At 70.6% G+C, this 26,191-nt stretch carries 28 protein-coding genes; 20 read left to right on the forward strand and 8 right to left on the reverse strand.

The window, feature by feature from the left end:
* Together prfA and Dfulv_RS06725 are read left to right on the forward strand one after the other, a co-directional pair.
* Positions 1–1,095 carry a peptide chain release factor 1 gene (prfA, locus tag Dfulv_RS06720; protein ID WP_259861757.1) on the forward strand — a complete coding sequence of 365 codons (1,095 nt, stop codon included), beginning with the start codon at positions 1–3 and terminating at the stop codon, positions 1,093–1,095.
* Positions 1,096–1,227: 132 nt separating this feature from the next.
* Positions 1,228–1,440 (forward strand): hypothetical protein, encoded by a 213-nt coding sequence (locus Dfulv_RS06725; RefSeq protein WP_259861758.1) that lies wholly within the window; start codon positions 1,228–1,230, stop codon positions 1,438–1,440.
* Between the two features lie 11 nt (positions 1,441–1,451).
* Here the strand turns inward: Dfulv_RS06725 and Dfulv_RS06730 are convergent, their stop codons facing one another.
* Positions 1,452–2,984, reverse strand: a complete 1,533-nt coding sequence (locus Dfulv_RS06730; RefSeq protein WP_259861759.1) for a GGDEF domain-containing protein — start codon at positions 2,982–2,984, stop codon at positions 1,452–1,454.
* Between the two features lie 56 nt (positions 2,985–3,040).
* On the opposite strand from Dfulv_RS06730, the gene prmC reads away from it, so the two are divergent.
* Positions 3,041–3,889 carry a peptide chain release factor N(5)-glutamine methyltransferase gene (gene prmC, locus Dfulv_RS06735; protein ID WP_259861760.1) on the forward strand — a complete coding sequence of 283 codons (849 nt, stop codon included), beginning with the start codon at positions 3,041–3,043 and terminating at the stop codon, positions 3,887–3,889.
* Positions 3,890–3,935: 46 nt separating this feature from the next.
* Positions 3,936–4,577 (forward strand): L-threonylcarbamoyladenylate synthase, encoded by a 642-nt coding sequence (locus Dfulv_RS06740; RefSeq protein ID WP_259867483.1) that lies wholly within the window; start codon positions 3,936–3,938, stop codon positions 4,575–4,577.
* A 19-nt stretch (positions 4,578–4,596) separates the two neighbouring features.
* On the opposite strand, the gene Dfulv_RS06745 is transcribed toward Dfulv_RS06740, so the two are convergent.
* A complete protein-coding gene (locus Dfulv_RS06745) occupies positions 4,597–5,247 on the reverse strand; it encodes an L-threonylcarbamoyladenylate synthase (protein WP_259861761.1) in 651 nt (216 codons plus the stop codon).
* 37 nt (positions 5,248–5,284) lie between these two features.
* Between Dfulv_RS06745 and Dfulv_RS06750 the strand changes: the two genes are divergently transcribed.
* Positions 5,285–5,875, forward strand: coding sequence for an arsenate reductase/protein-tyrosine-phosphatase family protein (locus Dfulv_RS06750; protein ID WP_259861762.1), 591 nt, complete (start codon positions 5,285–5,287; stop codon positions 5,873–5,875).
* Here Dfulv_RS06750 and Dfulv_RS06755 read toward each other — a convergent pair.
* Entirely contained in the window at positions 5,841–7,334 is a 1,494-nt protein-coding gene (locus Dfulv_RS06755) for an SDR family oxidoreductase (protein WP_259861763.1), read from the reverse strand. The two genes, Dfulv_RS06750 and Dfulv_RS06755, sit on opposite strands and share 35 nt — an antisense overlap.
* Positions 7,335–7,378: 44 nt before the next feature.
* Here Dfulv_RS06755 and Dfulv_RS06760 point away from each other — a divergent pair, with 44 nt between their 5' ends.
* From Dfulv_RS06760 to Dfulv_RS06815, 12 genes are all read left to right on the forward strand, one after another.
* Positions 7,379–8,629 carry a serine hydroxymethyltransferase gene (locus Dfulv_RS06760; RefSeq protein WP_259861764.1) on the forward strand — a complete coding sequence of 417 codons (1,251 nt, stop codon included), beginning with the start codon at positions 7,379–7,381 and terminating at the stop codon, positions 8,627–8,629.
* The gene (locus tag Dfulv_RS06765; protein ID WP_259861765.1) at positions 8,626–9,015 is read left to right on the forward strand and encodes a hypothetical protein; all 390 of its coding nucleotides are present in this window, start codon (positions 8,626–8,628) and stop codon (positions 9,013–9,015) included. Before Dfulv_RS06760 ends, Dfulv_RS06765 begins: the two co-directional genes overlap by 4 nt.
* Positions 9,016–9,223: 208 nt before the next feature.
* Entirely contained in the window at positions 9,224–9,436 is a 213-nt protein-coding gene (locus tag Dfulv_RS06770) for a hypothetical protein (RefSeq protein WP_259861766.1), read from the forward strand.
* A gap of 17 nt (positions 9,437–9,453) precedes the next feature.
* Positions 9,454–10,257, forward strand: coding sequence for a F0F1 ATP synthase subunit A (gene atpB, locus Dfulv_RS06775; protein WP_406567941.1), 804 nt, complete (start codon positions 9,454–9,456; stop codon positions 10,255–10,257).
* Positions 10,258–10,342: 85 nt separating this feature from the next.
* Positions 10,343–10,570, forward strand: a complete 228-nt coding sequence (atpE, locus tag Dfulv_RS06780) for an ATP synthase F0 subunit C (RefSeq protein ID WP_259861767.1) — start codon at positions 10,343–10,345, stop codon at positions 10,568–10,570.
* A gap of 48 nt (positions 10,571–10,618) precedes the next feature.
* Positions 10,619–11,173 carry a F0F1 ATP synthase subunit B gene (locus tag Dfulv_RS06785; protein WP_259867487.1) on the forward strand — a complete coding sequence of 185 codons (555 nt, stop codon included), beginning with the start codon at positions 10,619–10,621 and terminating at the stop codon, positions 11,171–11,173.
* The gene (locus tag Dfulv_RS06790; RefSeq protein ID WP_406568002.1) at positions 11,170–11,991 is read left to right on the forward strand and encodes a F0F1 ATP synthase subunit delta; all 822 of its coding nucleotides are present in this window, start codon (positions 11,170–11,172) and stop codon (positions 11,989–11,991) included. The genes Dfulv_RS06785 and Dfulv_RS06790 overlap by 4 nt, the downstream gene beginning before the upstream one ends.
* A gap of 40 nt (positions 11,992–12,031) precedes the next feature.
* Positions 12,032–13,669, forward strand: a complete 1,638-nt coding sequence (gene atpA, locus Dfulv_RS06795; protein ID WP_259861769.1) for a F0F1 ATP synthase subunit alpha — start codon at positions 12,032–12,034, stop codon at positions 13,667–13,669.
* Between the two features lie 3 nt (positions 13,670–13,672).
* Entirely contained in the window at positions 13,673–14,599 is a 927-nt protein-coding gene (locus tag Dfulv_RS06800; RefSeq protein ID WP_259861770.1) for a F0F1 ATP synthase subunit gamma, read from the forward strand.
* Entirely contained in the window at positions 14,599–16,032 is a 1,434-nt protein-coding gene (gene atpD / locus Dfulv_RS06805) for a F0F1 ATP synthase subunit beta (protein ID WP_259861771.1), read from the forward strand. The genes Dfulv_RS06800 and atpD overlap by 1 nt, the downstream gene beginning before the upstream one ends.
* 314 nt (positions 16,033–16,346) lie before the next feature.
* A complete protein-coding gene (locus Dfulv_RS06810) occupies positions 16,347–16,631 on the forward strand; it encodes a F0F1 ATP synthase subunit epsilon (protein WP_259861772.1) in 285 nt (94 codons plus the stop codon).
* A 15-nt stretch (positions 16,632–16,646) separates the two neighbouring features.
* Positions 16,647–17,102, forward strand: coding sequence for a DUF2550 domain-containing protein (locus Dfulv_RS06815; protein WP_259861773.1), 456 nt, complete (start codon positions 16,647–16,649; stop codon positions 17,100–17,102).
* Positions 17,103–17,129: 27 nt separating this feature from the next.
* Here the strand turns inward: Dfulv_RS06815 and Dfulv_RS06820 are convergent, their stop codons facing one another.
* A complete protein-coding gene (locus Dfulv_RS06820) occupies positions 17,130–17,702 on the reverse strand; it encodes a cob(I)yrinic acid a,c-diamide adenosyltransferase (RefSeq protein ID WP_259861774.1) in 573 nt (190 codons plus the stop codon).
* 28 nt (positions 17,703–17,730) lie between these two features.
* On the opposite strand from Dfulv_RS06820, the gene murA reads away from it, so the two are divergent.
* Positions 17,731–19,014 carry a UDP-N-acetylglucosamine 1-carboxyvinyltransferase gene (murA, locus tag Dfulv_RS06825; protein WP_259861775.1) on the forward strand — a complete coding sequence of 428 codons (1,284 nt, stop codon included), beginning with the start codon at positions 17,731–17,733 and terminating at the stop codon, positions 19,012–19,014.
* Positions 19,015–19,033: 19 nt separating this feature from the next.
* Here murA and Dfulv_RS06830 read toward each other — a convergent pair whose 3' ends face one another.
* Positions 19,034–19,342: a hypothetical protein gene (locus Dfulv_RS06830; RefSeq protein WP_259861776.1), complete on the reverse strand. Its 309-nt coding sequence runs from the start codon at positions 19,340–19,342 to the stop codon at positions 19,034–19,036.
* A gap of 67 nt (positions 19,343–19,409) precedes the next feature.
* Between Dfulv_RS06830 and Dfulv_RS06835 the strand changes: the two genes are divergently transcribed.
* On the forward strand, positions 19,410–20,261 hold the full coding sequence (locus Dfulv_RS06835; RefSeq protein ID WP_259861777.1) for a 3-hydroxyacyl-CoA dehydrogenase family protein: 852 nt from the start codon (positions 19,410–19,412) through the stop codon (positions 20,259–20,261).
* Here the strand turns inward: Dfulv_RS06835 and Dfulv_RS06840 are convergent.
* The 3 genes from Dfulv_RS06840 to Dfulv_RS06850 are packed head-to-tail and all read right to left on the reverse strand — an operon-like array spanning position 20,246 to position 24,110.
* A complete protein-coding gene (locus tag Dfulv_RS06840) occupies positions 20,246–22,432 on the reverse strand; it encodes a PAS domain-containing sensor histidine kinase (protein ID WP_259861778.1) in 2,187 nt (728 codons plus the stop codon). The two genes, Dfulv_RS06835 and Dfulv_RS06840, sit on opposite strands and share 16 nt — an antisense overlap.
* Positions 22,433–22,485: 53 nt before the next feature.
* Positions 22,486–23,271: an ABC transporter permease gene (locus Dfulv_RS06845; RefSeq protein ID WP_259861779.1), complete on the reverse strand. Its 786-nt coding sequence runs from the start codon at positions 23,269–23,271 to the stop codon at positions 22,486–22,488.
* Positions 23,268–24,110: an ABC transporter ATP-binding protein gene (locus tag Dfulv_RS06850; protein WP_259861780.1), complete on the reverse strand. Its 843-nt coding sequence runs from the start codon at positions 24,108–24,110 to the stop codon at positions 23,268–23,270. Before Dfulv_RS06850 ends, Dfulv_RS06845 begins: the two co-directional genes overlap by 4 nt.
* Positions 24,111–24,179: 69 nt before the next feature.
* On the opposite strand from Dfulv_RS06850, the gene Dfulv_RS06855 reads away from it, so the two are divergent.
* On the forward strand, positions 24,180–26,171 hold the full coding sequence (locus Dfulv_RS06855; protein ID WP_259861781.1) for a protein meaA: 1,992 nt from the start codon (positions 24,180–24,182) through the stop codon (positions 26,169–26,171).
* Positions 26,172–26,191 lie beyond the last annotated feature (20 nt).

Raw genomic sequence — 26,191 nt, forward strand, 5'->3', positions numbered from 1 at the left:
ATGAGCACCGACAGCAGGCTCGCCACGCTCCTGGCGGAGTATCAGGAGCTCGAGCAGAAGCTCGCCGATCCCGGCATTCACGCCGACCAGGCGCTGGCCCGCAAGACCGGCCGGCGCTTCGCCGAGCTGTCCCCGATCGCCAAGACGGCGGGTGAGCTCGACCAGGCCAAGCAGGACCTCGGCGCCGCCCGTGAGCTGGCCGCCGAGGATCCGGCGTTCAGCAGTGAGGCCGAGGAGCTGGAGGCCCGCATCCCGGCGCTCGAGGAGCGGCTCGCCGAGCTGCTCGCGCCCCGCGACCCCAACGACGCCAAGGACGTCATCCTCGAGATCAAGGCGGGGGAGGGCGGCGAGGAGTCCGCGCTCTTCGCCGGCGATCTGCTGCGGATGTACCTCCGGTACGCCGAACGGCACGGCTGGGTCACCGAGATGCTCGACTCCCAGGAGTCCGATCTGGGTGGTTTCAAGGACGTGGCGGTCGCCGTCAAGACCCGCGGCATCCCCGACAGCGGCAACGGCGTCTGGTCGCGGCTCAAGTGGGAGGGCGGCGTGCACCGCGTCCAGCGGGTGCCGGCCACCGAGTCGCAGGGCCGCATCCACACCTCCGCCGCCGGCGTGCTCGTGACCCCGGAGGCCGAGGAGACCGGCGAGATCGAGATCGACCCCAACGACCTGCGCATCGACGTGTTCCGCTCCTCCGGCCCGGGCGGGCAGAGCGTCAACACCACCGACTCGGCGGTCCGCATCACCCACCTGCCGACCGGGATCGTCGTGTCGTGCCAGAACGAGCGCTCCCAGCTGCAGAACAAGGACCGCGCGATGCGGATGCTCAAGGCCAAGCTGGTCGCGCTCGCCGAGGAGCAGGCGGCCGCCGCGGCCGGTGACGCGCGGCGCTCGCAGGTGCGTACCGTTGACCGGTCGGAGCGGATCCGCACGTACAACTTCCCGCAGAATCGGATATCCGACCATCGGATCGGTTACACCGCGTACAACCTGGATCTGGCCCTCGCGGGTGATCTCGACGGTGTGCTGGACGCGCTGGCCGAGGCGGACCGCAAGGCGCGGCTCGCGGGCGAGGACCAGCTCAGCAGAGGGTGATGCGGGTCTAACGCGGACGTCACATCATCGAAACCGTGCAGCGGGATGCTGGACTCCGGTAGCGTTTCGTGCCGGACGAGTTGTACTGATCGTGATCGCCGCTATTCCATCGACGCCACCCGGAGGGGTGCCATGCCGTCGTCGTCGCCCGTCGACCTGTCCGCAGCCCCACGCGCCGTCGTGAGCACGGCCGCCGAGTTGATCTACAAGGTCGGCCGTTCCGTGCTCGGCGCGGAACGGGTGCCGACGGCGAAGGCGAACGCCTGGGCGGCGGTGTGCGCCGACCAGGAGCGTGCCCGTATCCGCGAGGAGAACGCCCGCGTGTTGCTGTCGCGGGCCAACTGACCCGTCGGTGCTCAGGACGCCGCGCGGGGCCTCGGGGCCTTGGCGCGGAGCATGGCGTGGTCGGCCGCCTCGAACGCCTCGGCCACGCTGTTGAAGTGCTCGCCCGACAGGCCGGCCCAGCCGATGGTCACGCCCACCGGGGTGCCCGGCACCAGTGACTGCCAGTCCTCCGCCGCCACCGCGGCCACGATCCGGCGGGCGATCTCCCTGGCCTCGCCGTCGCTCGTCGTCGGCAGTACCACCACGAACTCGTCACCGCCGTAGCGCGCCACGAAGTCGCCCCTGCGCATCACACGGTTGAGGACCCCGGCGAAGCGCTGCAGGACCAGGTCGCCGGAGAGGTGGCCGTGGATGGTGTTGACCTCCTTGAACCCGTCGAGGTCGAGCACGCCCAGGACCGTGTGGCCACCGGTCTCGAACAGTTTGGCGACGTGCTCCTCGAGGTAGCGCCGGTTGGGCAGGCCGGTGAGCGGGTCGGTCTGGGCCTCGCCGCGGTGGAAGTCGATCCGCCGCACCATGTCCTCGTGGTCGAGCAGCGCGGCGACGCCCTCGACGAACAGGTCGCGGAGCCGGTCGAGCTGCGCCATCGCGACCCGGAACGCGCTGCGGTCGGCGTGGTAGGCCAGCCGGTAGTCGGCGGCGCCCAGGTGTGCCAGGGCGCGCAGGCGGTGCAGCTCGGCGCCGCCGAGAGAGTCCTCGCTGACGTCGGCGGTCTCCAGCCGCGCGACCGCCTCGATCGGGCGGCGCTCGGCGATCGCCTGGCAGACCGCCCCGAGGGTGCGCAGGTCACGGGCCCGGGTCGACATGCCGCCCGACTCGAGCAGCGGCCACGCCTCGAGGCCGGACTGGACCGCGCCCAGCGTGCCCATGCGGGCGATCGCGTAGCCCATGGCGCCGCGGGCGATCGGGCGGAGCCTGTCGAGCTCGTTCTCGTTCTGCTTGCGCTCCAGGTCGTGCACGATGTCGCGCAGGATCCGCTGGCAGCCCTCGCTGTCGCCGCGGTGGTCGAGGTCGACGGCGAGCCGCAGCCGGATCTGCGGCGCGGCGAAGTCGGTGTTGGCGGTCGGCGAGCCGACCTCGACGGCCACCTCGCGGGCCCGCTCCATGGCGGCCAGGGCGTGGCCGTGAAACCCCGTGTACGAATACGCCATCGCGAGGTTGTGCCAGCCCCAGGCGGTCGTCTCGTCGGTGAGCTCGACGGCGCCGAGCGCGCGTGAGCCGTGCACCAGCGCCCGCACACAGCGGTCCAGCGAGCCGGCGCGCAGGGCCACGATGGCGGCCAGGGCCTGCAGTTCGCCGTATTGCGCGGGGTCCTGCACCTGGCGGGCCGCCGCCAGCCCGGCGTCGAGCGCGGCCGGGTAGTCCGTCGATCGGCCCATGTTGATCAGCGCGATCAACCGGAGCGTCAGCGCCTCGACGCGGTCGTGCGGGGACTGGTCGTCGGCCAGCACCCGGTCGACGACCGCCATCGCCTCGCCCAGTTGATCCTGGAAGATCAGCCGGCGGGCGCGCGTCAACTCCGACGTGCGGTCGGCAACCGCCATCGGAACCCCCTTTCAGCGCGCCCCATGATTATGGGGTGCACAGCGTCGAAGATGACATGCCGGAACGTGGGTTGCCCACGCCTTCCGCGGCGATCGCCACCGCGGCCCGCGTCCTGGCCAGCGCCGGTGTCGCCTCGCCACGGGTCGACGCGGAACTGCTGGCGGCGCACGTTCTGGGCATTCCGCGCACCCGCCTCCTGACCGCACCGCGGTTGGCCACCGAGCAGGCGGCCGAGTTCGACCGGTTGGTGGGGCTGCGCGCCACCCGTGTGCCCTTGCAGCATTTGACCGGCGAAGCCCCGTTCTTCGGGTTCGAGCTCGCGGTCGGTCCGGGCGTCTTCATCCCGCGGTTCGAGACGGAGTTGCTCGTCGAGTGGGCGCTGCGGCACCCGGGCCGCACGGTCGTCGACCTGTGCAGCGGCTCGGGCGCGATCGCGATCGCGGTCGCCCGGGCCCGGCCGGACGCGGACGTCTACGCCGTGGAGGCGTCGGCGCAGGCGCTGGACTGGTTGCGCCGCAACGCGACCCGGCTGGCGCCGTCGGTGCGCGTGGTGCACGGCGACGTGACCGACCCGACGGTTTTGTCCGACGTGGACGGTTCGGCCGACTTGGTCCTGTGTAATCCACCCTACGTCCCGGAGGACGCCCCGGTCGACGTCGAGGTGCGCGACCACGACCCGCACGACGCGGTGTTCGGGGGCCGGGACGGGATGGATCTGATGCCCGGCATCGCCCGCCGCGCGGCGGGGCTGCTCCGCCCGGGCGGCGTCCTGGCGATCGAGCACGACGACACCCAGGGCGAGACGCTGCCCGCCCTGCTCCGCGAGGCCGGCTTCACCGACGTCGCCGACCACCGGGATCTGGCCGGCCGCCCCAGGTTCACCACAGCGCGGCTCCCGGCCTGACCGGGCGAGCCGCATCCCGGGAACGCCTGGCAGACTAACGATCGTGATGCTCTACGACTGCAGCCAGCTGGCCGAGCGCGAGCGCGGCGTCGCCGCCGCCATCGAGGCGGTGCAGCGGGGCGACCTGATCGTCATGCCGACCGACACCATCTACGGCATCGGCGCCGACGCCTTCAAATCGTGGTCGGTCACCGCGCTCAACAACGCCAAGGGACGCACGGCGCCGGTGCCGGTGCTGGTCGGGTCGCGGCACACGCTCGACGGGCTGGTGTTCGGCCTGCCGCAGGCGGCCCGTGACCTCGTCGACGCGTTCTGGCCGGGCGCCCTGACCATCGTCGTCGAGCACGCCCCGAGTCTGCAGTGGGACCTGGGCAGCAACGACGGCACGGTGGCCGTGCGCATGCCGCTGCACCCGATCGCGCTGGAGGTGCTGCGCGAGACGGGCCCGATGGCGGTCTCCTCGGCGAACAAGGTCGGCCAGCCGCTGCCGCAGACCGCGGAGGAGGCCCGCGACCAGCTCGGTTACGCGGTGAGCGTCTACCTGAGCACGCCGGCCGAGCTCGACAACGTCACGAGCACCATCGTCGACGTCACCGCGAACCGTGTGCGCGCGGTCCGCCTCGGCGGCATCGACCTGGACCAGCTCCGCGAGGTCGTGCCCGAGATCGAGGACCCGGCCGCGGCCTGAGCGGAGCCGGCCGGGCCCGTCAGCCGGCGACGGCCTCGATCTCCTCGAGCGTCACCGGGCCCTGCCGGAGCACCTCGAAGCCGTCGCCGGTCAGCCGGACCAGCGTCGAGGCCTTGCTGTGGGTGATCGAGGTCTTGTCCTCCAGCACCGGCACGACCTCCTCGCCGGACCAGTCCAGCTCGGGCAGGAAGTTGAAGTCCAGCGGCGCGCTCTCCTCGCCGGAGCGGTTGAGGCTGGTCGCCGTGACGGGCGCGCCGAGCAGGTCGACGACCTGGAGGGTCGCCGGGTGGTCGGGCACCCGCACCCCGACCGTGCCGTTGAGGGTGACGAGCCGGTCCGGCAGGCGACCGCTCTGCGGTACCACCACCGTCAGCGGACCCGGCGTGAACGCCCGGACGAGCCGGTCGGCCACCTCGTCGAGCCGGGCGAACTCGTGGGCCATGCGCAGCGACCCGCACGCCACGTGCATCGGGTTGTCGAGGCTGCGGCCCTTGGCCCGGAAGACCTTCTCGACGGCCCGCTCGTCGGTCGCCATGGCGGCGACCATGTAGCCGGTCTCGGTCGGCAGGACCGCGAGCCCGCCCCGGCGCAGGTGGTCGGCAACCCTGGCGGCGGCGCCGAAGGACAACAGCTTGGCGGGGCTGTGCGTGAGCGCTTCGAACGTGGTCACGGACCGCCATGTTATCGCTGCACGTAGGCTTGCCGTCATGGCGTCACCCTTCAGCGTCCTGTGCGTCTGCATGGGCAACATCTGCCGGTCGCCGATGGCGGAGCGGCTGCTCGTCGCCGACGCGCTCGCACTCGGGGCGTCGTCGGACCTGCTCTACGTGCACGGGGCCGGGACCGGCGGGTGGCACGTGGGGGAGTCGATGGACCCGCAGGCCGCCAAGCAGGTGCTGGCCCGCGGTGGTGACGTCACCGACTTCCGGGCCCGCAAGCTGCTCGCCGAGCACGTCGACGCGTCCGACCTGGTCCTGACGGCGACCGGTGAGCAGGTCGACTTCGTCCGGGAGATGCGGCCCGACGCGGCGGCCCGCACGTTCGTCTTCGGCGAGTTCGGCCGCCTGCTGCAGGAGGTCGACCTGGCCGCGCTCCCGCCGGCCGGGCGCGACGCGGACGGCGTCCACGCGCGCGGGGTGGCGCTCGTCGAGGCGGCCGACCGGGCCAGGGCGGGCCGTGAGCCGCTGCCGGAGGACGACCTGGACGATCCGTGGGGCCGGCCGGACGCGTACTTCAGCCGCGTGGCCGACGAGGTCCACGCCGTCACCCGCCCCCTGGCCGCCGTCCTGCTGCGCTGATCGGCTCCGGCTTGGTCGCGGTCCGGACGATGTTGCGGGCCATGCCGCCGAAGACGAACGCGTGGAACGGTGCCACCGACCACCAGTAGGCGTGCCCGGCCAGGCCCTTCGGCAGGAAGACCGCGCGCTGCTCGTAGACGGTGCCGCCCGAGCCGTCGCCGACCGCGCGCATCTCCAGCCAGGCGCGGCCCGGCAGCTTCATCTCGGCGCGCAGGCGCAGCAACTCGCCCGGGACGATCTCCTCGACCCGCCAGAAGTCCAGCGCCTCGCCGACGTAGAGGCGGTGCGGGTCCCGCCGGCCGCGGCGCAGGCCGACACCGCCGACCGCGCGGTCGAGCCAGCCGCGCACCGACCAGGCGAGCGGGAACGAGTGCCAGCCGTTCTCGCCGCCGATCGCCTCGATGACCCGCCAGACCCGCCCCGGAGGCACGTCGACGCGGCGGGAGCGCTCGTCGCGGTACACGCTGCCGCCCGACCAGTCGGGATCGCTGGGCAGCGGGTCGCTCGGCGCGCCCGGCAGGACGGCGTTGGCCCAGCGGGTCTCCACCTCGGCATCCCGGATCTTCCGCAGCGCCAGTTGTACGGCGAGGTCGAACCCGGTCAGCCCGTCGTGCGGATCCGGCACGTACCCGGCGATGTCGTGCTCGCGGCAGACCGCCTCGTGGATCAGGCTGCCGACCAGCGGGCGGGCGATCCGGTTCGGCACCGGCGTCACCAGGCCGACCCAGTACGACGAGAGCCACGGCGTCAGGACGCGGACCGGCAGCAGGAGGCGGCGGCGCAGGCCGGCGACCTTCGCGTACCGCTGCATCATGTCGGCATACGTGAGGACGTCCGGCCCGCCGATGTCGAACGCCCGGTTGACCCGCGGCGGGAACACCTCGGCGGCGGCGACCAGGTAGCGCAGCACGTCGCGGATGGCGATCGGCTGGATCCGGTTGCGGACCCAGGCCGGCGTGACCATCACCGGCAGGCGTTCGGTGAGGTACCGCAGCATCTCGAACGACGCCGAGCCGGACCCGATGATCACCGCGGCCCGGAAGACCACGGTCGGCACTCCGCTGCGCAGGAAGATGTCGCCGACCTCGCCCCGCGAGCGCAGGTGCGCGGACGCCCGCTCGCCGGGCACCGGCCCGCCGAGGTAGACGATGCGCTGGACGTCGGCGTCGCGTGCCGCGATCACCACGTTCAGCGCGCTCTCCCGGTCGACGTCCTCGAACGCGGCCCGGCCGAGGGCGTGCACCAGGTAGTACACGACCTCGATGCCCTGCATCGCCTCGGCGAGGCCCTCGTCGGAGGCCACGTCGCCGGCGACGATCTCGACCTTGCCGGCCCACGGCACGTCACGCAGCCGGCGCGGGTCGCGGGTCAGGCAGCGCACCTCATGGCCCGCGGCCAGCAGGCGCGGGACCAGCCGACCTCCGACGTAGCCGGTCGCGCCGGTCACCAGGCATCGCATGACTTCATGCTTACCCTGAGCGATTGCCACCTAGACTGCGTTTCATGGGCGACACGTACTGGGGTCCGGACTTCGACGCGCTCCGCGATACCGATCCGGAGATCGCCGACGTCGTCCTCAACGAGCTGCAGCGCCTCCGCGGCGGGCTGCAGCTGATCGCGAGTGAGAACTTCACGTCCCCGGCGGTGCTGGCCGCGCTCGGCTCGACGCTGACGAACAAGTACGCCGAGGGGTATCCCGGCCGGCGGTACTATGGGGGCTGCGGCCAGGTGGACCGCGCCGAGGAGCTGGGGATCGAGCGGGCCAAGGCCCTCTTCGGCGCCGAGCACGCCAACCTGCAGCCGCACAGCGGCGCGAGCGCCAACCTGGCCGCCTATGCCGCGCTGCTCGTGCCGGGCGACACGGTGCTGGCGATGGAGCTGCCGCACGGTGGCCACCTGACCCACGGCAGCAAGGTCAACTTCTCCGGCAAGTGGTTCAACACGGTCGGCTACCCGGTGAGCAAGGAGGACGAGCTCATCGACTACGACGAGGTCCGCGACCTCGCGCTCGCCCACCGGCCCAAGATGATCATCTGCGGGGCGACCGCCTACCCGCGGCTCATCGACTTCGCGCGGTTCCGCGAGATCGCCGACGAGGTCGGCGCCTACCTCATGGTCGACGCGGCGCACTTCATCGGGCTCGTCGCGGGCAAGGCGATCCCGTCGCCGGTGCCTTATGCCGACGTGGTCTGCTTCACCACCCACAAGGTCCTGCGCGGCCCGCGCGGCGGCATGATCCTGTGTCGCGAGTCACTCGCCCAGCGCATCGACAAGGCGGTCTTCCCGTTCACCCAGGGCGGCCCGCTGATGCACGTCGTGGCCGCGAAGGCGGTCGCGCTCAAGGAGGCGGCGCAGCCGCAGTTCGCCGACTACGCGCGGCAGGTGGTCGCCAACGCCCGCGAGCTCGCCGCCGGGCTGGCCGCGGAGGGCATGCGCCCCGTCTCCGGCGGCACCGACACCCACCTGGCCCTCATCGACCTGCGTGCGCTCCAGATCACCGGCCGGGAGGCGGAGGAGCGGTGCGACGCGAACGGGATCACGCTCAACAAGAACGCCATCCCGTATGACCCGGAGAAGCCGATGACCGCGTCCGGCATCCGGGTGGGGACCCCGTCGGTGACGACACAGGGGATGAAGGAGCCGCAGATGCGCCGGATCGCTGGGCTGATCGCCGCGGCGGTGCGCGGCGAGGACGTCAGGGACCGGGTCGCCGCCCTGGTGGGGGACTTCCCGGCGTACCCTGCTCTCTCGTGACCCAGCGCCTGCACCACTTGCCGACCGCTCTCGTCGCCTCGGCCGTGCTGCTGGTCGTCGCGGTGGGAGTCGCCTGGCCGATCGGCGACGGCACGGCCTCGCTCGGCGCGGCCGCCGGTGTTGCCCTGGTCGTGCTCAGCTACCTGGTGTCCAGCCTGGTCGTCGTCTGGGTCGACGCGGTGGCCCGGAACCTCCTGCTGCCCGTTGTCCTGCTCACGTATGCGCTGAAGTTCGCCGTGTTTGGCCTGGTCATGTACCGGGTCAGGGAAACGGGATGGGCCGGGCTGCGGGTGATGGGCGTGACCGTGATCGTGGCGACGGTCGTGTGGACCGGCGCACAGTTGTACTGGATCCTGCGCGCCAAGACCCCCTACGTCGAGCCGTAGCCGGTCGCCCTCTGACGGGCCGTGTCGTGGGGGTGGGCGGCGCGGCATTCACCCATGCGTCAGTCGGGAAGTTGACGCCCGGCGGGCCGGGGGCGTAGTAACGTCTACGGCCGCCGGTTGATGGGCCGAAGACGGATGAACCCCCGCGCGTCGAGCACGCGGGGGTCGAGTTAGTGCTGGAATTCCCAGCTGATATCGTCACGGCGTCATGGCGGACAAGCAGCCCCCTCAGCGACCGGACTCCGGCGTCAATGCAGGGTGGGCTGCCCTTGGCACGCTCCTCGGCGGCGTCATCGTTTGGGGCGGTATCGGCTACATGCTGGACCGGTGGCTTGACATCCCCTATCGCCTCGGCCTGCTCATAGGCATGATCGTCGGCATCTGTGGGGCGCTGTACCTGGTAGTCAAGCGGTTCGGTTAACGGTGAAGGGTGGTTCGGTGGGTCAGCAGCCGACATTCCTGGCCGAGGGGTTCCCTCCCGGCGTCAAGGATTTCGACTTCCAAAGCTGGATTCCGTCACTGCGGGGTTCGGAGTGGGGCCTTGCCTTCACCAAGATCACGTTCATGGTCTGGTTGGCGGTCGCGGTCATCATCGTGTACTTCCTGGTCTCCTACCGGAACCCGAAGGTGGTTCCGACCAAGAAGCAGTGGCTGGCCGAGTCGATCTACGGGTTCGTCCGCAACGGCGTCGCCAGGGACGTCATCGGGCATCATGAGGGACTCCGCTTCGCGCCCTACCTCGCCACGCTGTTCTGCTTCATCACGATGACCAACGCGTTCGCGATCATCCCGTTCTTCCAGATCTCGCCGAATGCGCACATAGCCTTCCCTGCCGTGCTGGGCGTCGTCAGCTACGTGCTGTTCATCGCGGTCGGCATCCGCAAGCACGGGTTCGTGAAGTACTTCAAGGCGAACCTTTTCGTGCCGGGCATCCCGTGGCCGATCTACTTCCTCGTCACGCCCATCGAGTTGATCTCGACCTTCATCATGCGCCCCGTCACGCTGGCGGTCCGTCTCTTCGCGAACATGTTCGCCGGTCACCTCATGCTGCTGGTCTTCACCCTCGGCGGCGTGGCGATGCTGAACAGCACCAACATCTTCGTCCAGGGCCTGTCGGTGACGTCCTTCCTGATGGCCATCGTGATGACGTTCTTCGAGCTCATGGTCATCGTCCTGCAGGCATACGTCTTCACGATGCTGACAGCCAGCTACGTCCAGGGCGCGCTCGCCGACGAGCACTGAGCCACGAGCCTCTACTTCCGTAATTTCGCTCCACCCCGTCGTCACGCGTGAAAGTCACGCGCGAACCTCAGGAGGAACCAAAAACATGGACAGCGTTCTCGCCCAGATCAGCGGCAACGTCTCTGTGATCGGCTACGGCCTTGCCGCCATCGGCCCGGCCATCGGCGTCGGCATCATCTTCGCCGCGTACATCCAGGCCAGCGCCCGTCAGCCCGAGTCGGCCGGCTTCAACCGCACCTGGCTGATCTTCGGCTTCGCCGTCGTCGAGGCGCTCGCGCTCTTCGGCCTCGTGCTCGCGTTCGCCCTCAAGTAGTTCTTCGCTGGTAACCACCACGCGACCGGACAGGAGGAGCGCATCATGATCCACTATTTTGCCGCAGAGGGAGAGGATGGCGGCAACGTCATCCTCCCGCACGTGCCTGAGATCATCGTCGGGTCGATCGCCTTCGCTCTGCTCTGCTTCGTTCTGATGAAGTTCGTATTCCCGCGCATGGAGGAGACCTTCCGCGCACGGGTGGACGCGATCGAGGGCGGCATCAAGCGCGCCGAGGAGGCGCAGGCCGAGGCCGGCCGGCTGCTCCAGCAATACAAGGAGCAGCTGGCGGAGGCCCGCACCGAGGCGGCCCGCATCCGTGACGAGGCGCGCGCCGACGCCACGGGCATCCGTGAGGACATCCTCGCGAAGGCCCGTGAAGAAAGCGATCGCATCATCGCGGCGGGCCGGGACGCTCTGCAGACCGAGCGGCAGACCATCATCCGCCAGCTGCGGGCCGAGGTCGGCTCGCTGGCGGTCGACCTGGCCGGCCGGATCGTCGGGGAGTCCCTCGAGGAGGAGGCGCGGCGGCGGGGCACCGTCGAGCGGTTCCTGAGCGAGATCAGTGACGCGGACGCGGCCGATGCCGCGGGGCGGCGCTGATGGAAACCGTCAACCGGGAGGCCTACGGGGCCGCTGCCGACAAGCTCGCCGAGTTCTCGGCGAGCGCTGACGTGCAGAAGATCAGTTCGGTGGCCGACGAGACCCTCGCCGTCGCCGAGCTGCTCCGGCGTGAGCCGCGGCTGCGCCGGGCCCTGGCCGATCCGGCCCGCTCCGCCGAGGACCGGAGCCAGCTGATCAGCTCGATTCTGTCGGGGAAGGTCGGCGACGAGACCCTCACGCTGCTCTCCGCCCTGGTGGGCGGGCGCTGGTCGGGTCCGGGGGCGCTGCTCGACGGCGTCGAGCGGCTCGGTGTCGACGCGCTGCTCTCCGCCGCGGACCAGGCCGGGGAGCTGGCCGAGGTGGAGGACGAGCTCTTCCGCTTCGGGCAGGTCGTCTCCGGAGACCCGCGGCTCGCCGCGGCGCTCGCCGACTCGACCGCACCGCTGGCCTCCCGCCAGGAGCTGGTCCGCGACCTGGTCGACGGCAAGGTCAAGCCGGCGACATTCAGCCTCGCGCAGCTGGCGCTGGCCGGGTTCGGCGGTCGCGGGTTCGACAGCTCGCTGTCCCGTCTCGTCGAGCTGGCCGCCGCCAAGCGCAATCGGTCCGTCGCCCACGTGACCACCGCGGTCGCGCTCACCGGTGAGGAAGAGGATCGCCTGGCTGGTCGGCTCGCAGAGCTGTACGGTCGAGAGGTCTCCCTGAAGATCGACATTGATCCGCGCATCATCGGAGGCATGCGGGTCCAGGTCGGTTCCGACCTTTACGACGGCACGGTCGCGCGCCGCCTCGCCGAGGCCCGCACGGCGCTCGCCAAATAATCCAGTCCCCGAAGCTTGATACTCAGATAGAAGGTTGAGGATGGCCGAGCTGACCATCTCCTCGGACGACATTCGGGGCGCACTCGAGCGCTACGTCTCGTCCGTTGATTCACGGATCTCCCGCGAGGAGGTCGGCGTCGTCTCTTACGCCGGCGACGGTATCGCCCAGGTCGAGGGCCTGCCCTCGACGATGGCCAACGAGCTGCTCGAGTTCGAGGACGGCACGCTCGGCGTCTCGCTCAACCTCGACGTCCGGGAGATCGGTGTCGTCGTCCTCGGCAAGTTCGAGGGCATCGAGGAGGGCCAGCAGGTCAAGCGGACCGGCCGGGTGCTCTCGGTCCCGGTCGGCGACGCCTTCCTCGGCCGCGTGGTCAACCCGCTCGGCGAGCCGATCGACGGCCGCGGCGAGATCGCCAACGAGGGCCTTCGCGAGCTGGAGCTGCAGGCGCCCAACGTCATGGCCCGCCAGCCGGTGAAGGAATCCCTGCAGACCGGCATCAAGGCGATCGACGCCATGACCGCCATCGGCCGGGGCCAGCGCCAGCTGATCATCGGCGACCGGAAGACGGGCAAGACCACGGTCGCGCTGGACACGATCATCAACCAGCGGGAAAACTGGAAGTCCGGCGACCCGAAGAAGCAGGTCCGCTGCATCTACGTCGCCATCGGACAGAAGGCCTCCACGGTCGCCGCCACCCGCGGGATCCTGGAGGAGCAGGGCGCGATGGAATACACCACCATCGTCTCCTCGCCCGCGTCCGACCCGGCCGGCTTCAAGTACCTCGCCCCCTACGCCGGTTCGGCCATCGGCCAGCACTGGATGTATGGCGGCAAGCACGTCCTGATCGTCTTCGACGACCTGACCAAGCAGGCCGAGGCGTACCGCGCCGTGTCGCTGCTGCTGCGCCGCCCGCCGGGCCGTGAGGCATACCCGGGCGACGTCTTCTACCTGCACTCCCGGTTGCTGGAGCGCTGCGCGAAGCTCTCCAACGACCTGGGCGGCGGCTCGATGACCGGTCTGCCGATCATCGAGACGAAGGCCAACGACATCTCGGCCTACATCCCGACCAACGTCATCTCGATCACCGACGGCCAGATCTTCCTCGAGTCCGACCTGTTCAACCAGGGCGTCCGACCGGCTATCAACGTCGGCACCTCGGTGTCCCGGGTCGGTGGTTCCGCGCAGGTCAAGGGCATGCGCAAGGTCGCCGGCCGCCTGCGTCTCGACCTGGCGCAGTACCGCGAGCTCGAGGCGTTCTCGGCGTTCGCGTCCGACCTGGACAAGGCGTCGCGGGCCCAGTTGGACAAGGGCGCCCGCCTGGTCGAGCTGCTCAAGCAGCCGCAGTATTCGCCGTTCTCGGTCGAGGAGGAGATCATCACGATCTGGGCCGGCACTACGGGCCAGCTCGACGACGTCCCGGTCTCCGAGGTCCGCCGCTTCGAGTCGGAGCTGCTGCAGTACCTCCGCGGCAACCGCAAGGAGCTGCTGGTCAAGATCGCCGAGACCAAGGACCTCGACGACGAGACGGTCGACGGCCTCACCGAGGCCGTGAAGAGCTTCAAGCAGGTGTTCTCCGCCAAGGCGGACGAGGTGCACCTCAACGAGGCGCCGGCGGAGGCGCTGGAGGGTGAGCAGGCTCGCGAGACCGTCACCCGCCAGGTCCGGAAGTCGGGCTGAGCCATGGCCGGTCAGGTACAAGCACTGCGCCGGAGGATCCGCACGGTCAAGTCGACCAAGAAGATCACCAAGGCGCAGGAGCTCGTCGCCACGAGCCGCATCGGTAAGGCGCAGGAGCGGGTGGCCGCTTCGCTGCCGTATGCCGAGGCGATCACGGGCGTGCTGACGGCGCTGGCGAGCAACACCGACGTCGACCACCCGCTGCTCGTGCCCCGCAGCACGGTGCACCGGGCCGGTGTCCTGCTGGTCACCAGCGACCGCGGACTGTGCGGTGGTTACAACGCCAACGCGATCCGCACGTGCGAGCAGCTGATCGCCCGCCTGCGGGAGGACGGCAAGCAGGTCGCCCTCTACATCGCCGGCCGCAAGGGCGTCGCGTACTACCGGTTCCGTGGCCGCCCGATCGCGGGCAGCTGGACCGGCTTCTCCGAGCAGCCGCGGTACGAGAACGCCAGCGAGATCGGCGAGACGCTGATCCAGGCGTTCGTCAACGGCGCCGACGACTCGATCGACGGCCCGGGCCCCGACGGCATCCTCGGCGTCGACGAGCTCTACATGGTCCACACGCAGTTCCGCTCCCTCATGACCCAGACCCCCGTCGCGCGGATCGTCGCGCCGATGGAGGTCGAGGAGCAGGAGGTCAGCGGGCCGCTGCCGGCCTACGAGTTCGAGCCCGAGGCAGAGCAGCTGCTGGACGCGCTGCTGCCGAAGTACATCAACACGCGGATCTTCGCGGCGTTGCTGGACTCGGCGGCCAGCGAGTCGGCCGCGCGCCGGCGTGCCATGAAGAGTGCCTCCGACAACGCCGACGACCTGCTCAAGCGGTACACCCGCGAGATGAACTCCGCTCGGCAGGCGGCGATCACCCAGGAAATCAGTGAGATCGTCGGCGGCGCCAACGCGCTGGCGGCGGCGGGAAGTGATGTGTGATGACTGCACCAGCAGACACGAAGACCGCGGTCGGCCGCGTGGTCCGGGTCATCGGCCCGGTCGTCGACGCCGAGTTCCCGCGTGACGCCATGCCCGACATCTACAACGCGCTCCACGTCGACGTGACCCTCTCCGAGGGCGCGAAGAAGCTGACGCTCGAGGTTGCCCAGCACCTCGGTGACAACATGGTGCGCGCCATCTCCATGCAGCCCACCGACGGCCTGGTCCGCGGCGCCGAGGTGCGCGACACCGGCGCCGGCATCTCGGTGCCGGTCGGCGACATCACCAAGGGCCACGTGTTCAACGCCCTCGGCGAGGTGCTCAACGCCGACGAGTCGAAGCTCGAGATCAACGAGCGCTGGGAGATCCACCGCCAGCCGCCGGCGTTCGCCGAGCTGGAGCCGAAGACCGAGATGCTGGAGACCGGCATCAAGGTGCTCGACCTCCTCGCGCCGTATGTGCGTGGTGGCAAGATCGGCCTCTTCGGTGGCGCCGGCGTGGGCAAGACGGTGCTCATCCAGGAGATGATCATCCGTGTCGCCCGGAACTTCGGTGGTACCTCGGTGTTCGCCGGCGTCGGTGAGCGCACCCGTGAGGGCAACGACCTCATCCTGGAGATGGCCGAAGGTAACGTCCTGGACAAGACCGCTCTGGTCTTCGGCCAGATGGACGAGCCGCCGGGCACCCGTCTGCGGGTCGCCCTGGCCGCGCTGACCATGGCGGAGTACTTCCGCGACGTGCAGAACCAGGAGGTGCTGCTCTTCATCGACAACATCTTCCGGTTCACCCAGGCCGGCTCCGAGGTGTCGACGCTGCTCGGCCGTATGCCGAGCGCCGTCGGTTACCAGCCGACCCTGGCCGACGAGATGGGTCAGCTGCAGGAGCGCATCACCTCCGTCCGGGGCAAGGCCATCACCTCGCTCCAGGCGATCTACGTGCCCGCCGACGACTACACCGACCCGGCGCCGGCCACCACGTTCGCCCACCTGGACGCGACGACCAACCTCGAGCGGTCGATCTCGGACAAGGGCATCTACCCGGCCGTCGACCCGCTGGCGTCCTCCTCGCGCATCCTCGCGCCGGAGTTCGTCGGCGCCGAGCACTACGCGGTCGCCCGTGAGGTGCAGCGGATCCTGCAGAAGTACAAGGACCTGCAGGACATCATCGCCATCCTCGGTATGGACGAGCTGTCCGAAGAGGACAAGGTGACGGTGGGCCGGGCCCGGCGCATCGAGCGGTTCCTGTCGCAGAACACCTACGCGGCGGAGCAGTTCACCGGCGTTCCCGGCTCGACGGTTCCGCTCAAGGAGACGATCGAGGCGTTCAAGAAGATCAGCGAGGGTGAATACGACAGCTTCCCCGAGCAGGCCTTCTTCATGTGCGGTGGCCTTGAGGACCTCGAGCGCAACGCGCACGAGCTCATGAAGGGCTGACCTGCCGTTCCAGCATCGAGAGAAGGCGTGGACCCGGCGGGGTCCGCGCCTTCTCTCGTTCCGCTGGATCGCCTTGTGCCGAAGCAACACCCGCGGTGGAAAATTTCAGCGAATGCCCACCGTTGCCCGGTGACGTGCGTCACGCTCTGAAGTATTGGAAACTCACTTCGGGTAGTCGTCCCGGTCAATCCCGCAGCATCGCACTTCATCCGTTCCGGAGCTGTTGTGCCAACGTGGCGAGGGCCACTGCTCGACCGCCCGGATCATTGACTAGACTCGTCCAAACCGAATCGCGCACACGAGGAGTAACTAGCGTGGCGAGGCAACTGCACGTCGAGCTCGTAGCCGTCGAGGAAAAGGTGTGGTCCGGCGACGCCGACATGATTGTCGCCCGCACGACCGAGGGTGAGCTCGGTGTGCTCCCCGGCCACACTCCACTGCTCGGCCAGCTCGCCGAGCCCGGCCAGGTGCGCATCAAGCAGTCGGGCAAGGAGATCGCCTTCGACGTCTCGGGCGGATTCCTCTCGGTCACCGCATCCGGGGTGACGGTGCTCGCCGAGAGCTGCGCTCCCGCTTCTTCCTCCGCTGCGGCGCACTAGGCAGAGGCGGCGAAGGTGAGGATCGTCGAGGCAATCGGGATCGGCGTCCTCATCCTGCTCGCCGCACTGGCGCTGCTGTTCCTGCGCCGCATGGTCATCACCCGCCGGGGTGGCACGATCGAGCTCGGCGTGCGGTTGAGCACCATGGTGCCCGGCCGTGGCTGGTCCGCGGGCCTCGCGAGGTTCGCCGGCGACGACCTACGGTGGTATCGCATCTTCAGTTTCTGGCCAGGCCCACGTCGGGTGCTTTCCCGGCGTGGGCTTGCCGTTGACCGACGCCGCGCCCCCGACGCCGCCGAGCGCCTCGTGCTGCCGCCGGACTGGGTCATCGTCCGCTGCGTCACCCGCCGGTCCCCGGTCGAGATCGCGATGGCCGAGCGGGCGTTGACCGGCTTCCTGTCCTGGGTCGAGGCAGCCCCTCCCGGCGAGTCGACCCCGGACACCCGTCCGTACCGCTACCGGGCCGGCTGACGGTCCCGGTGACCGGCTGGGCCAGGCTCAGCGGGAGCCGCCGGGGACCCACTTCACGTCGCCGCCCGGGTTGGCGATCCGGCACAGGATGAACAGCAGGTCGGAGAGGCGGTTCAAGTACCGCAACGCGACCGGGCTCGTCGTGTCCGGCTCCACCTCCATCAGGGCCCACGCGCTGCGCTCCGCACGGCGGGTCACCGTGCGCGCCACGTGCAGCAGCGCCGCGCCGGGGGTGCCGCCGGGCAGGATGAACGAGTCCAGCTTGGGCAGCCGCGGGTTGAACTCGTCACACCACGCCTCGAGCCGCTCGACCTGCGCCTCGGTGACCCGCAGCGGCGGATGCGCCGGCTCCGGCGTGATCGGGTTGCACAGGTCCGCCCCCACGTCGAAGAGGTCGTTCTGCACGACGGTCAGCACGTCGCGCACCTCGTCGGCCAGGTCGCCGAGCGCCAGCGCCACCCCGATGGCCGCGTTCGCCTCGTCAACGTCGGCGTAGGCGCCGATGCGCGGGTGTGTCTTCAGGACCCGGGAGAAGTCCCCGAGTCCCGTCTCGCCGGCGTCACCGGTCTTGGTGTAGATGCGCGTGAGGTGAATAGCCATGCCTTCGACAGTACGGAATGCCCCTACGATGGCGGACGTGGACGTGATCCGTGTTGTGGGCGGCGCTCGGCTGGACGGCGACGTCTCCGTGGTCGGAGCCAAGAACTCGGCCTTGAAGCTCATGGCGGCAGCGCTGCTGGCGACCGGCCGGTCGGTGCTCACCAACGTGCCCCGCATCACCGACATCGCCATCATGGCCGAGGTCCTGCGCCGGCTCGGGTGCGACGTCGAGCAGGACGGCGACCGGGTGATCATCGACGTGCCCGAGCAGTTGGGCGCCGAGGCCGACTACGACCTCGTCCGCCGCCTGCGGGCCTCGATCTGCGTGCTCGGCCCGCTGCTCGCCCGCTGCGGCCACGTGCGGGTCGCCCACCCCGGCGGCGACGCCATCGGCTCGCGAGGCCTCGACATGCACGTGGAGGGGCTGCGCCGGATGGGTGCGGACATCTCCGGTGAGCACGGGTTTGTCATCGCCACGGCGCCGAAGTTGCACGGCGCCACCATCTGGCTCGACTTCCCCAGCGTGGGCGCGACGGAAAACCTGCTGATGGCGGCGGTGCTGGCCAACGGCCGCACCGAGATCGACAACGCCGCGCGCGAGCCGGAGATCGTCGACATCTGCCGGATGCTGACGGACATGGGCGCCGACATCGAGGGCGCCGGCAGTTCGCGCCTCGTCGTGCAGGGCGTCAGTGAGCTGCACCCCGTGGAGCACCGCACGGTCGGCGACCGGATCGTGGCCGGCACCTGGGCGTTCGGCGCGGCGATGACCCGCGGTGACGTGACCGTCCACGGCATCGACCCGGGGTTCCTGGAGATCGCGCTCGACAAGGTCGTCACCGCCGGCGGCGAGGTCACCACCGGTCCGGACTCGTTCCGGGTGCGGATGGCCGAGCGGCCCCGCGCCGTCGACATCGTCACCCTGCCGTATCCGGGCTTCGCGACCGACCTGCTGCCGATGGCGGTCGGCCTGGCGTCGGTCAGCGAGGGATCCTCGCTGGTCACCGAGAACATCTTCGACGGCCGGTTCATGTTCATCAACGAGATGTCCCGGCTGGGCGCCGACATCCGCACGGACGGCCACCACGCCGTGATCCGCGGCAAGCAGCGCCTGTCCGGCGCGCCGGTCACCGCGACCGACATCCGGGCCGGCGCGGGCCTGGCGATCGCCGGTCTGTGCGCGGACGGCATCACCGAGATCCGCCACGTGCACCACATCGACCGCGGCTACCCGAGCTTCGAGTCGGACCTGCGGGGCCTGGGCGTCGAGGTGGAGCGGGCGGTGGCCCCGCCCGACGAGTTCGACTTCTGACGCGGCCCCGGCGGCCGGCTCAGAAGTTGATCATTCGCCTGGCCCGGTCGAGTTCGTCCGCGAAGACGAGCACGCGGACCATCCCGTCGCGTCCGGTGGCGAGGGTGGCGCGCACCCCGTTGTGCCGGAGGCGGTCCCGCACGTCGCGGGCGAACGCCAGGTCGCCGATGACGGAGACGGACCGCAGGAGGCCGTAGTCGTCGGTGGTGGCCGGTGTGAGGGATATGCCACTGGGCGCCCCACTGTGCTTGATCAGTCGGATGATGAAGACGAGCGCGGCGAGCACGCCGGCGGAGGCGGCCCAACCCGCGAGGTACATGAGGGGCACGTGGACAGTTTGCCACCGACGGGTAACGCAGCGTAGCCAGTTGGGTTCAAGAAACCGAGGAGAGAACATGGCGGGTCGTCTTGCGGTCATCGGAGCGGGGCTGATGGGGTCTGGAATCGCCCAGGTCGCCGCACAGGCCGGTTGGGAGGTGACGCTCCGGGACCTGAACGACGAGGCCGTCCAGCGGGGTCTCAGCGGCATCCGCGCGAGCCTCGGCAAGTTCGCGAGCAAGGGCACGATCAGCGAGGCCGACGTCGAGGCCGCGCTCGCCCGCATCCACCCCACCACCGACCTCGACGCGGCCGCGAACGCCGACATCGTGGTGGAGGCCGTGTTCGAGCGGCTGGACGTCAAGCACGAGGTCTTCCGTGCGCTGGACAAGATCTGCAAGCCGAACGCGGTACTGGCGACGAACACCTCCGCCATCCCGGTGACCCAGATCGCGGCGGTCATCGAGCGGCCGGAGCGGGTCGTCGGCACCCACTTCTTCTCGCCGGTCCCGGTCATGAAGCTCTGCGAGCTCGTCCGCGGGTACAAGACCTCCGACGAGACGCTGGCGGCCGTCCGGGCCTTCGCCGAGGAGATCGGCAAGACCTGCGTCGTGGTCAACCGCGACGTCGCCGGGTTCGTCACCACACGGCTCATCGCGGCGCTGGTCGTCGAGGCGGTCAAACTCGTCGAGAGCGGCGTGGTCAGCGCCGAGGACCTCGACCTGGCCTGCAAGCTCGGCTTCGGCCACGCCATGGGCCCGCTGGCGACGACCGACCTGACCGGCGTCGACGTGCTCTACCACGCGACCAAGAACATCCACACCGACACCGACGACCCGAAGTTCTTCCCGCCGGAGCTGCTCGCCCGGATGGTGACCGCGGGTGATCTGGGCCGGAAGACCGGCAAGGGCTTCTACACGTACTCGTGACGCTCGGCACCGTCGTGCGCGCCGGACGGCGCGACGTCCGCCGCCGGGACGGTGAAGCTGAACCGGCTGCCGCCGCCGGGATTGTCGGCGACGGTGATCGTGCCGCCGTGCCGGTCGACGACCCGGCGGCAGATGGCCAAGCCCAGCCCGGTGCCGCCGTACGGCTGTCCCTCGTGCGCCCGGTGGAACGACTCGAAGATGTGCGGCTTGTCCGCGTCCGGCACGCCGATGCCGCGGTCGGCCACGTCGACCCGGATCCAGCCGGGCCGGTCCACCACGGCGCTGATGTCGATCTTCGGGGTCCGGCCCAGGTGGACGTACTTCAACGCGTTGCCGATCAGGTTGTCGAGCACCTGTCGCAGCATCGCCGGGTCGGCATCGACGACGGGCAGCGGCCCCACGTAGATGTCCGGCCGCACGGCGAGGTGGTTCACCCGCTCGGCCACGACCTCGGACACCAGCTCGGCGAGGCTGATCGGCTGCGTGCGCAGCGCCGCGTCCCGGGCCGTGGTGTAGGCCAGCAGGTCGTCGATCAGCCGGCGCATGCGGATCACACCGGCGCTGACCCGGTCGATGCTCTGCAGCGCCTCGCGGGCGTGGTGCGGCGCACCGGACAGCGCGTCGTGCGCCATCTCGGCGTGTGCCGCGAGGACGGTCAGCGGGTTCTTCAGGTCGTGCGCGACGATCCCGGCGAACGCGGCCAGCTCGGCCTCACGCTCGCGGGTCGCGGTCACGTCGTGGAACACGGCGATCGCGCCCCGGCGGCCGTCGACGTCGAACGGGCGGCCACTGACCGAGAGCAGCAGGCCTTCGGGGTGGCCGGGGTTGCGGATGACCATCTCGACCCGGTCCGTCGACTCGCCGGCCAGGGCGCGGACGAGCGGCAACTCCTCGGCGGGGAAGGGGGTGACGCCGTCGGGCCGGTAGATGCCGTAGTGCGCCTGCCAGTTCGCCACGCCGTCGATGTCGGCGTTCACACCGAGCATCGCCTTCGCGGCCGGGTTGTGGACGAGAAACGCGCCGTCCTCGTCGACCACCCCCACACCGTCACTGATCCGCTCCAGGATGCCGTTGAGCAGTGCCACCTGGCGGTGTGCCGACCGCTGCGCCTCCCGCAGCTCGGCGGTGGCGGCCACGACCCCGGCCTCGGCCCGCAGCCGCGCACCGGCGAGCGCCCACAGCATCGCGCCGACCAGCAGCGTGAGCATCGTCCCGCCCACGCCGACCGTCCACGGCAGCAGCGGTGACCCGCCGCTGAGCCCGGCGGAGTCGGCGGTGACGACCAGCCGCCACTGCCGGTTGGCGATCGGGACCGCCACCTCGCGCCGCAGGTCCGGGCGCGTGGCCCGGCCGCGGTGCAGCGAGGCGACCAGCGTCTCCTGGCCCCCGCCGTTGGCCGCGAGCAGGTTGACGTCGACCTGACCGCGGGTCGCCTGGGTGAGCACCCAGCCGGCGAAGTCCTGGCCGCGCAGCCCGAGGATCACCCAGCCCTTGAACATCTGCCGGCCGCTCGAGTCCGGCACGCCCAGGACCGGGGTGGCCATCACGAACGACATCTGCTGCTCCTCGACCGGCAGGTCCCGGTCGCGGAGCAGCACGTACGTGTCCGACACGGCGGGCCCGCCCGCCCGTCGCGACTCGTTCAGCGCCGCCGTCGGCTCGGCCGACTGCGACAGGTCGACGCTGGCCGCGATCGCCGATCTGCCGTCCAGCGGGCGGGAGAAGATCGTGAAGAGGTGCTCCCGCCCGCTGCCCTCGGCCCGCAGCTCGAGGTTGGTCACGCCGCGCTCCCGCCAGTACCGCTGGATCTCCGCGAGCCGCCCGTCCTCCGCGGCGATCGCGAAGACGAGTGACGTGGCGCCGGCGAGCCCGGCGTCGCGCAGCGGTGCCGTGGTGGCGGTGAAGTCGTCGAAGGTGAGGGTCTCGTGCGCGCCGAGCGCCGCCGCGACCGTGCGCAGCGTGTCCAGGTACCGATGGATCTCCGTGCGGACGGCGGCCTCCGCGAGCGACGTGTCGCGGTCCAGCAGGGCGAGCGCACGCGCGTGCCGGCCGTCGCGGATCGACCCGGCCGCGTGCCACGACGCCGCGAGGCCGAGGGCGACGACGAGCCCGATCGCCAGGATACCGGCCGTGCCGGCCTGCCGGATCGCCCTGCGCAGCCGTCCCGTCACCTCGCACTGTTCGGCAACGGTCCGGCAACTCTGAGGATTTCAGCCGCGCGTGATCATGAGCGGTCGGTCCAGCGGAACGTCGCCAGGCACAGCACCAGCCCGCCCACGATCCACGCGGCCAGCACCAGCGCCGTCGTGCCGTGCTGCCAGCCTCCGTCGACCTCCTGCGCGGCGAACGAGTCGGGCAGGAACACCGACCGCATCCCCTGGCACATCCACTTCAGCGGGAACACCGACGCGATGTCGCGCAGCCAGCCCGGGATGTTCTGGTACGGGATGAAGATCCCCGAGATGAACTGCAGGACGATCGCGACCGGGGTGGCGACCGCCGGCCCGCTGCGGCCGCTGCGCGCCAGCGACGAGAACGCGATCCCGCACAGCGTGCAGGCGGTGATGCCGAGCACGGCGACCCAGACGAAGGTCAGCCACTTGCCGGCCGTGGACGGCAGCGGCAGGTCGAACAGCAGCACGGCGGTGGCCAGCAGGAGGATCGTCTCGGCCAGACCGATCGCGAGGACCATGACGACCTTGCCGATGAAGTACGCGGTGCGGGGCATCGGCGTGCCACGCAGGCGCTTGAGGATGCCCTTCTCGCGCTCGATCGGGATCTGGATGGCCAGCGACTGGAAGCCGGTGGACAGCAGGCCGGCGGCGAGCATGCCGGCGGCGAAGTACTGCGTGTACGACACGCCGGGCGCGAGCTCGTCGTTGAAGATCGCGCCGAACAGGACGAGCAGCAGGAGCGGGAACGCGAGCGTGAACACCACCGACTCGCGGCTGCGCAGGAACTGCTTGATCTCCAGCCCGCCGCGCAGGAGGCCCAGGTGCAGAGTGGTCATTCGCCGGCGCCGATCATCCGCAGGTACACGTCCTCGAGGCTGGGTCTGGTGACGGTCAGGCCGGGCACCTCGCCGCCGAACTGCTCGGCGAGCCTGGTCACGACCGCGGTCGGGCTGTCGGTCCGCTCGGACCGGGGCCCGTCGGGGCCGAGCCAGCCGACGGTCGCCGTGCCGCTGCCGCGGTCGCCCAGGCGGTCGGGCGTGTCGACGGCGATGAGCTTGCCGCCGGCCAGCACGCCGACCCGGTCCGCCAGCGTCTCGGCCTCTTCGAGGTAGTGCGTGGTGAGCAGGATCGTGGTGCCGGCGGCGGCTAGGTCCCGGATGAGGCCCCAGAACTCGCGGCGCGCCTCCGGGTCGAAGCCCGTCGTCGGCTCGTCGAGGAACAGCAGCTCCGGCCGGCCGACGATGCCCAGGGCGACGTCGAGCCGGCGCTTCTGCCCGCCGGAGAGCACGCGGGTGCGGTCGTTCTGCTTGTCCGTCAGGCCGACCCTGGCGAGGACCGCGTCGGGGTCGTCGGCCTTGGGGTAGTACTGCGCGAAATGCTGCACGACCTCGCGCGCCGTCAGGTCGTCGAACTCCCCGGTGCTCTGCAGCACGATGCCGACCCGGGAGCGCCACGTCGCGTCGCCGTGCTGCGGATCGACGCCGAGCACCGACACCTCGCCCGAGGTGCGCCTGCGGAAGCCCTCCAGGATCTCGACGGTGGTCGTCTTGCCCGCCCCGTTGGGGCCGAGGAGCGCGAACACCTCGCCGTCGTGGACCTCCAGGTCGACACCGTCGACCGCGACAGCGTTCTTGTAGCGCTTGTGGAGCCCGCGCACGGTGATCGCATCCGACACGGCACTCACACTAACTGCGGTGACAACTTTCACCCACGCGCCATAGTTACCGTTCAGTAAGGTGCACGTATGGTCTCAGAGAGGCTCCCAGAGCGCGACCGCCCGTGGGTCATGCGGACCTACGCCGGCCACTCGTCGGCCGCCGCGTCCAACGCGCTCTTCCGCCGCAACCTGGCCAAAGGTCAGACGGGGCTCTCGGTCGCCTTCGACCTGCCCACCCAGACCGGCTACGACCCCGACGCCGAGCTCGCCCGGGGTGAGGTGGGGCGGGTCGGTGTGCCGATCGCCCACCTCGGCGACATGCGCACCCTGTTCGACGGCATCGATCTCGGCCGGGCCAACACCTCGATGACGATCAACGCGACGGCCATGTGGCTGCTGGCGCTGTACGTGACGTGCGCGCGCGAGCACGACGTGCCGATCGGGTCGCTGGCCGGCACCACGCAGAACGACATCGTCAAGGAGTACCTGTCGCGGGGCACGCATATCTTCCCGCCCGGGCCGTCGCTGCGCCTGACCACCGACACCATCGCCTGGACCGTGGCCAACTGCCCGAAGTGGAACCCGGTCAACATCTGCTCGTACCACCTCCAGGAGGCCGGCGCGACGCCGGTCCAGGAGGTCGCCTTCGCCCTGGCGACCGCGATCGCCGTGCTCGACGCGGTGCGTGACTCCGGCCAGGTGCCCGCCGAGCGCTTCGCCGACGTTGTCGCGCGGATCTCGTTCTTCGTCAACGCCTCGGTGCGGTTCGTCGAGGAGACGGCGAAGATGCGCGCCTTCACGGCGCTGTGGTCGTCGATCACCGAGTCCCGCTACGGCGTCACCGATCCGGCCGCCCGGCGCTTCCGCTACGGCGTGCAGGTCAACTCGCTGGGGCTCACCGAGGCGCAGCCGGAGAACAACGTCCAGCGGATCGTCCTGGAGATGCTGGGGGTGACGCTGTCGCGGGGTGCGCGGGCACGGGCCGTGCAGCTCCCGGCCTGGAACGAGGCGCTCGGCCTGCCGCGGCCCTGGGACCAGCAGTGGTCCCTGCGGATGCAGCAGGTGCTGGCGTTCGAGTCCGACCTGCTGGAGTACCCGGACCTGTTCGAGGGTTCCCACGTGATGGCGGCGCTGGTCGACGAGATCGTCACCGGCGCGACCGCGGAGCTCGACCGGGTGCTGGAAATGGGCGGCGTGGTGGCCGCCGTCGAGTCCGGCTACCTCAAGAGCGCCCTGGTCGCGTCGCTCGCCGAGCGCCGGGCACGCATGGAGCGTGGCGACGACGTCGTGGTCGGCGTCAACCGGTTCACCGAGACCGAGCCGTCACCGCTGATGGCGGCCGGTGCCGCGGCCATCGAGCAGATCGACCCCGCGGTCGAGGCGGCGGCGGTCGCGGCGGTCGCCGAGTGGCGGGCGTCCCGCGGCGACGCGAGCGCCGCCCTGGAGGCGCTGCGGGCGGCGGCCTCGGGGGAGACCAACCTCATGGAGGCCACGCTCGAGTGCGTGCGCGCCGGGGTCACCACCGGCGAGTGGGCGGGCACGCTGCGGTCGGTCTTCGGCGAGTACCGCGCGCCGACCGGCCTCTCCGCCTCGGTGTCCCCGCCGACGGCCGGCGGCCACCTGGAGCGGGTCCGCGAGCGGGTCCGGCAGACCGCGGACGAGCTGGGCAGCGGGCGCCTGCGCATGCTGGTCGGCAAGCCCGGGCTCGACGGCCACTCCAACGGCGCGGAGCAGATCGCGGTGCGCGCCCGGGACGCCGGCTTCGAGGTCGTCTACCAGGGCATCCGGCTGACCCCGGCGCAGATCGTCGCCGCGGCGGTCGAGGAGGACGTCGACCTGGTCGGCCTGTCGGTGCTCTCCGGTTCCCATCTCGCGGCGGTGGCGTCGGTACTGTCCGGGCTGCGCGCCGAGGGCCTCTCCGACGTGCCGGTGGTCGTCGGCGGCATCATCCCGCCCGACGACGCCGAGGTGCTCCGCGAGTCGGGTGTGGCGCGGGTCTTCACCCCTAAGGACTTCGCCATCACCGACGTGGTGAACGAGCTCGTCACCGTGGTGCGGGAGGCCCACAACCTTTCCTAGTCACCATGCAACCCCGTCGG

Source organism: Dactylosporangium fulvum (genome assembly GCF_025137375.1).
GTDB classification, from domain to species: Bacteria; Actinomycetota; Actinomycetes; order Mycobacteriales; family Micromonosporaceae; genus Dactylosporangium; species Dactylosporangium fulvum.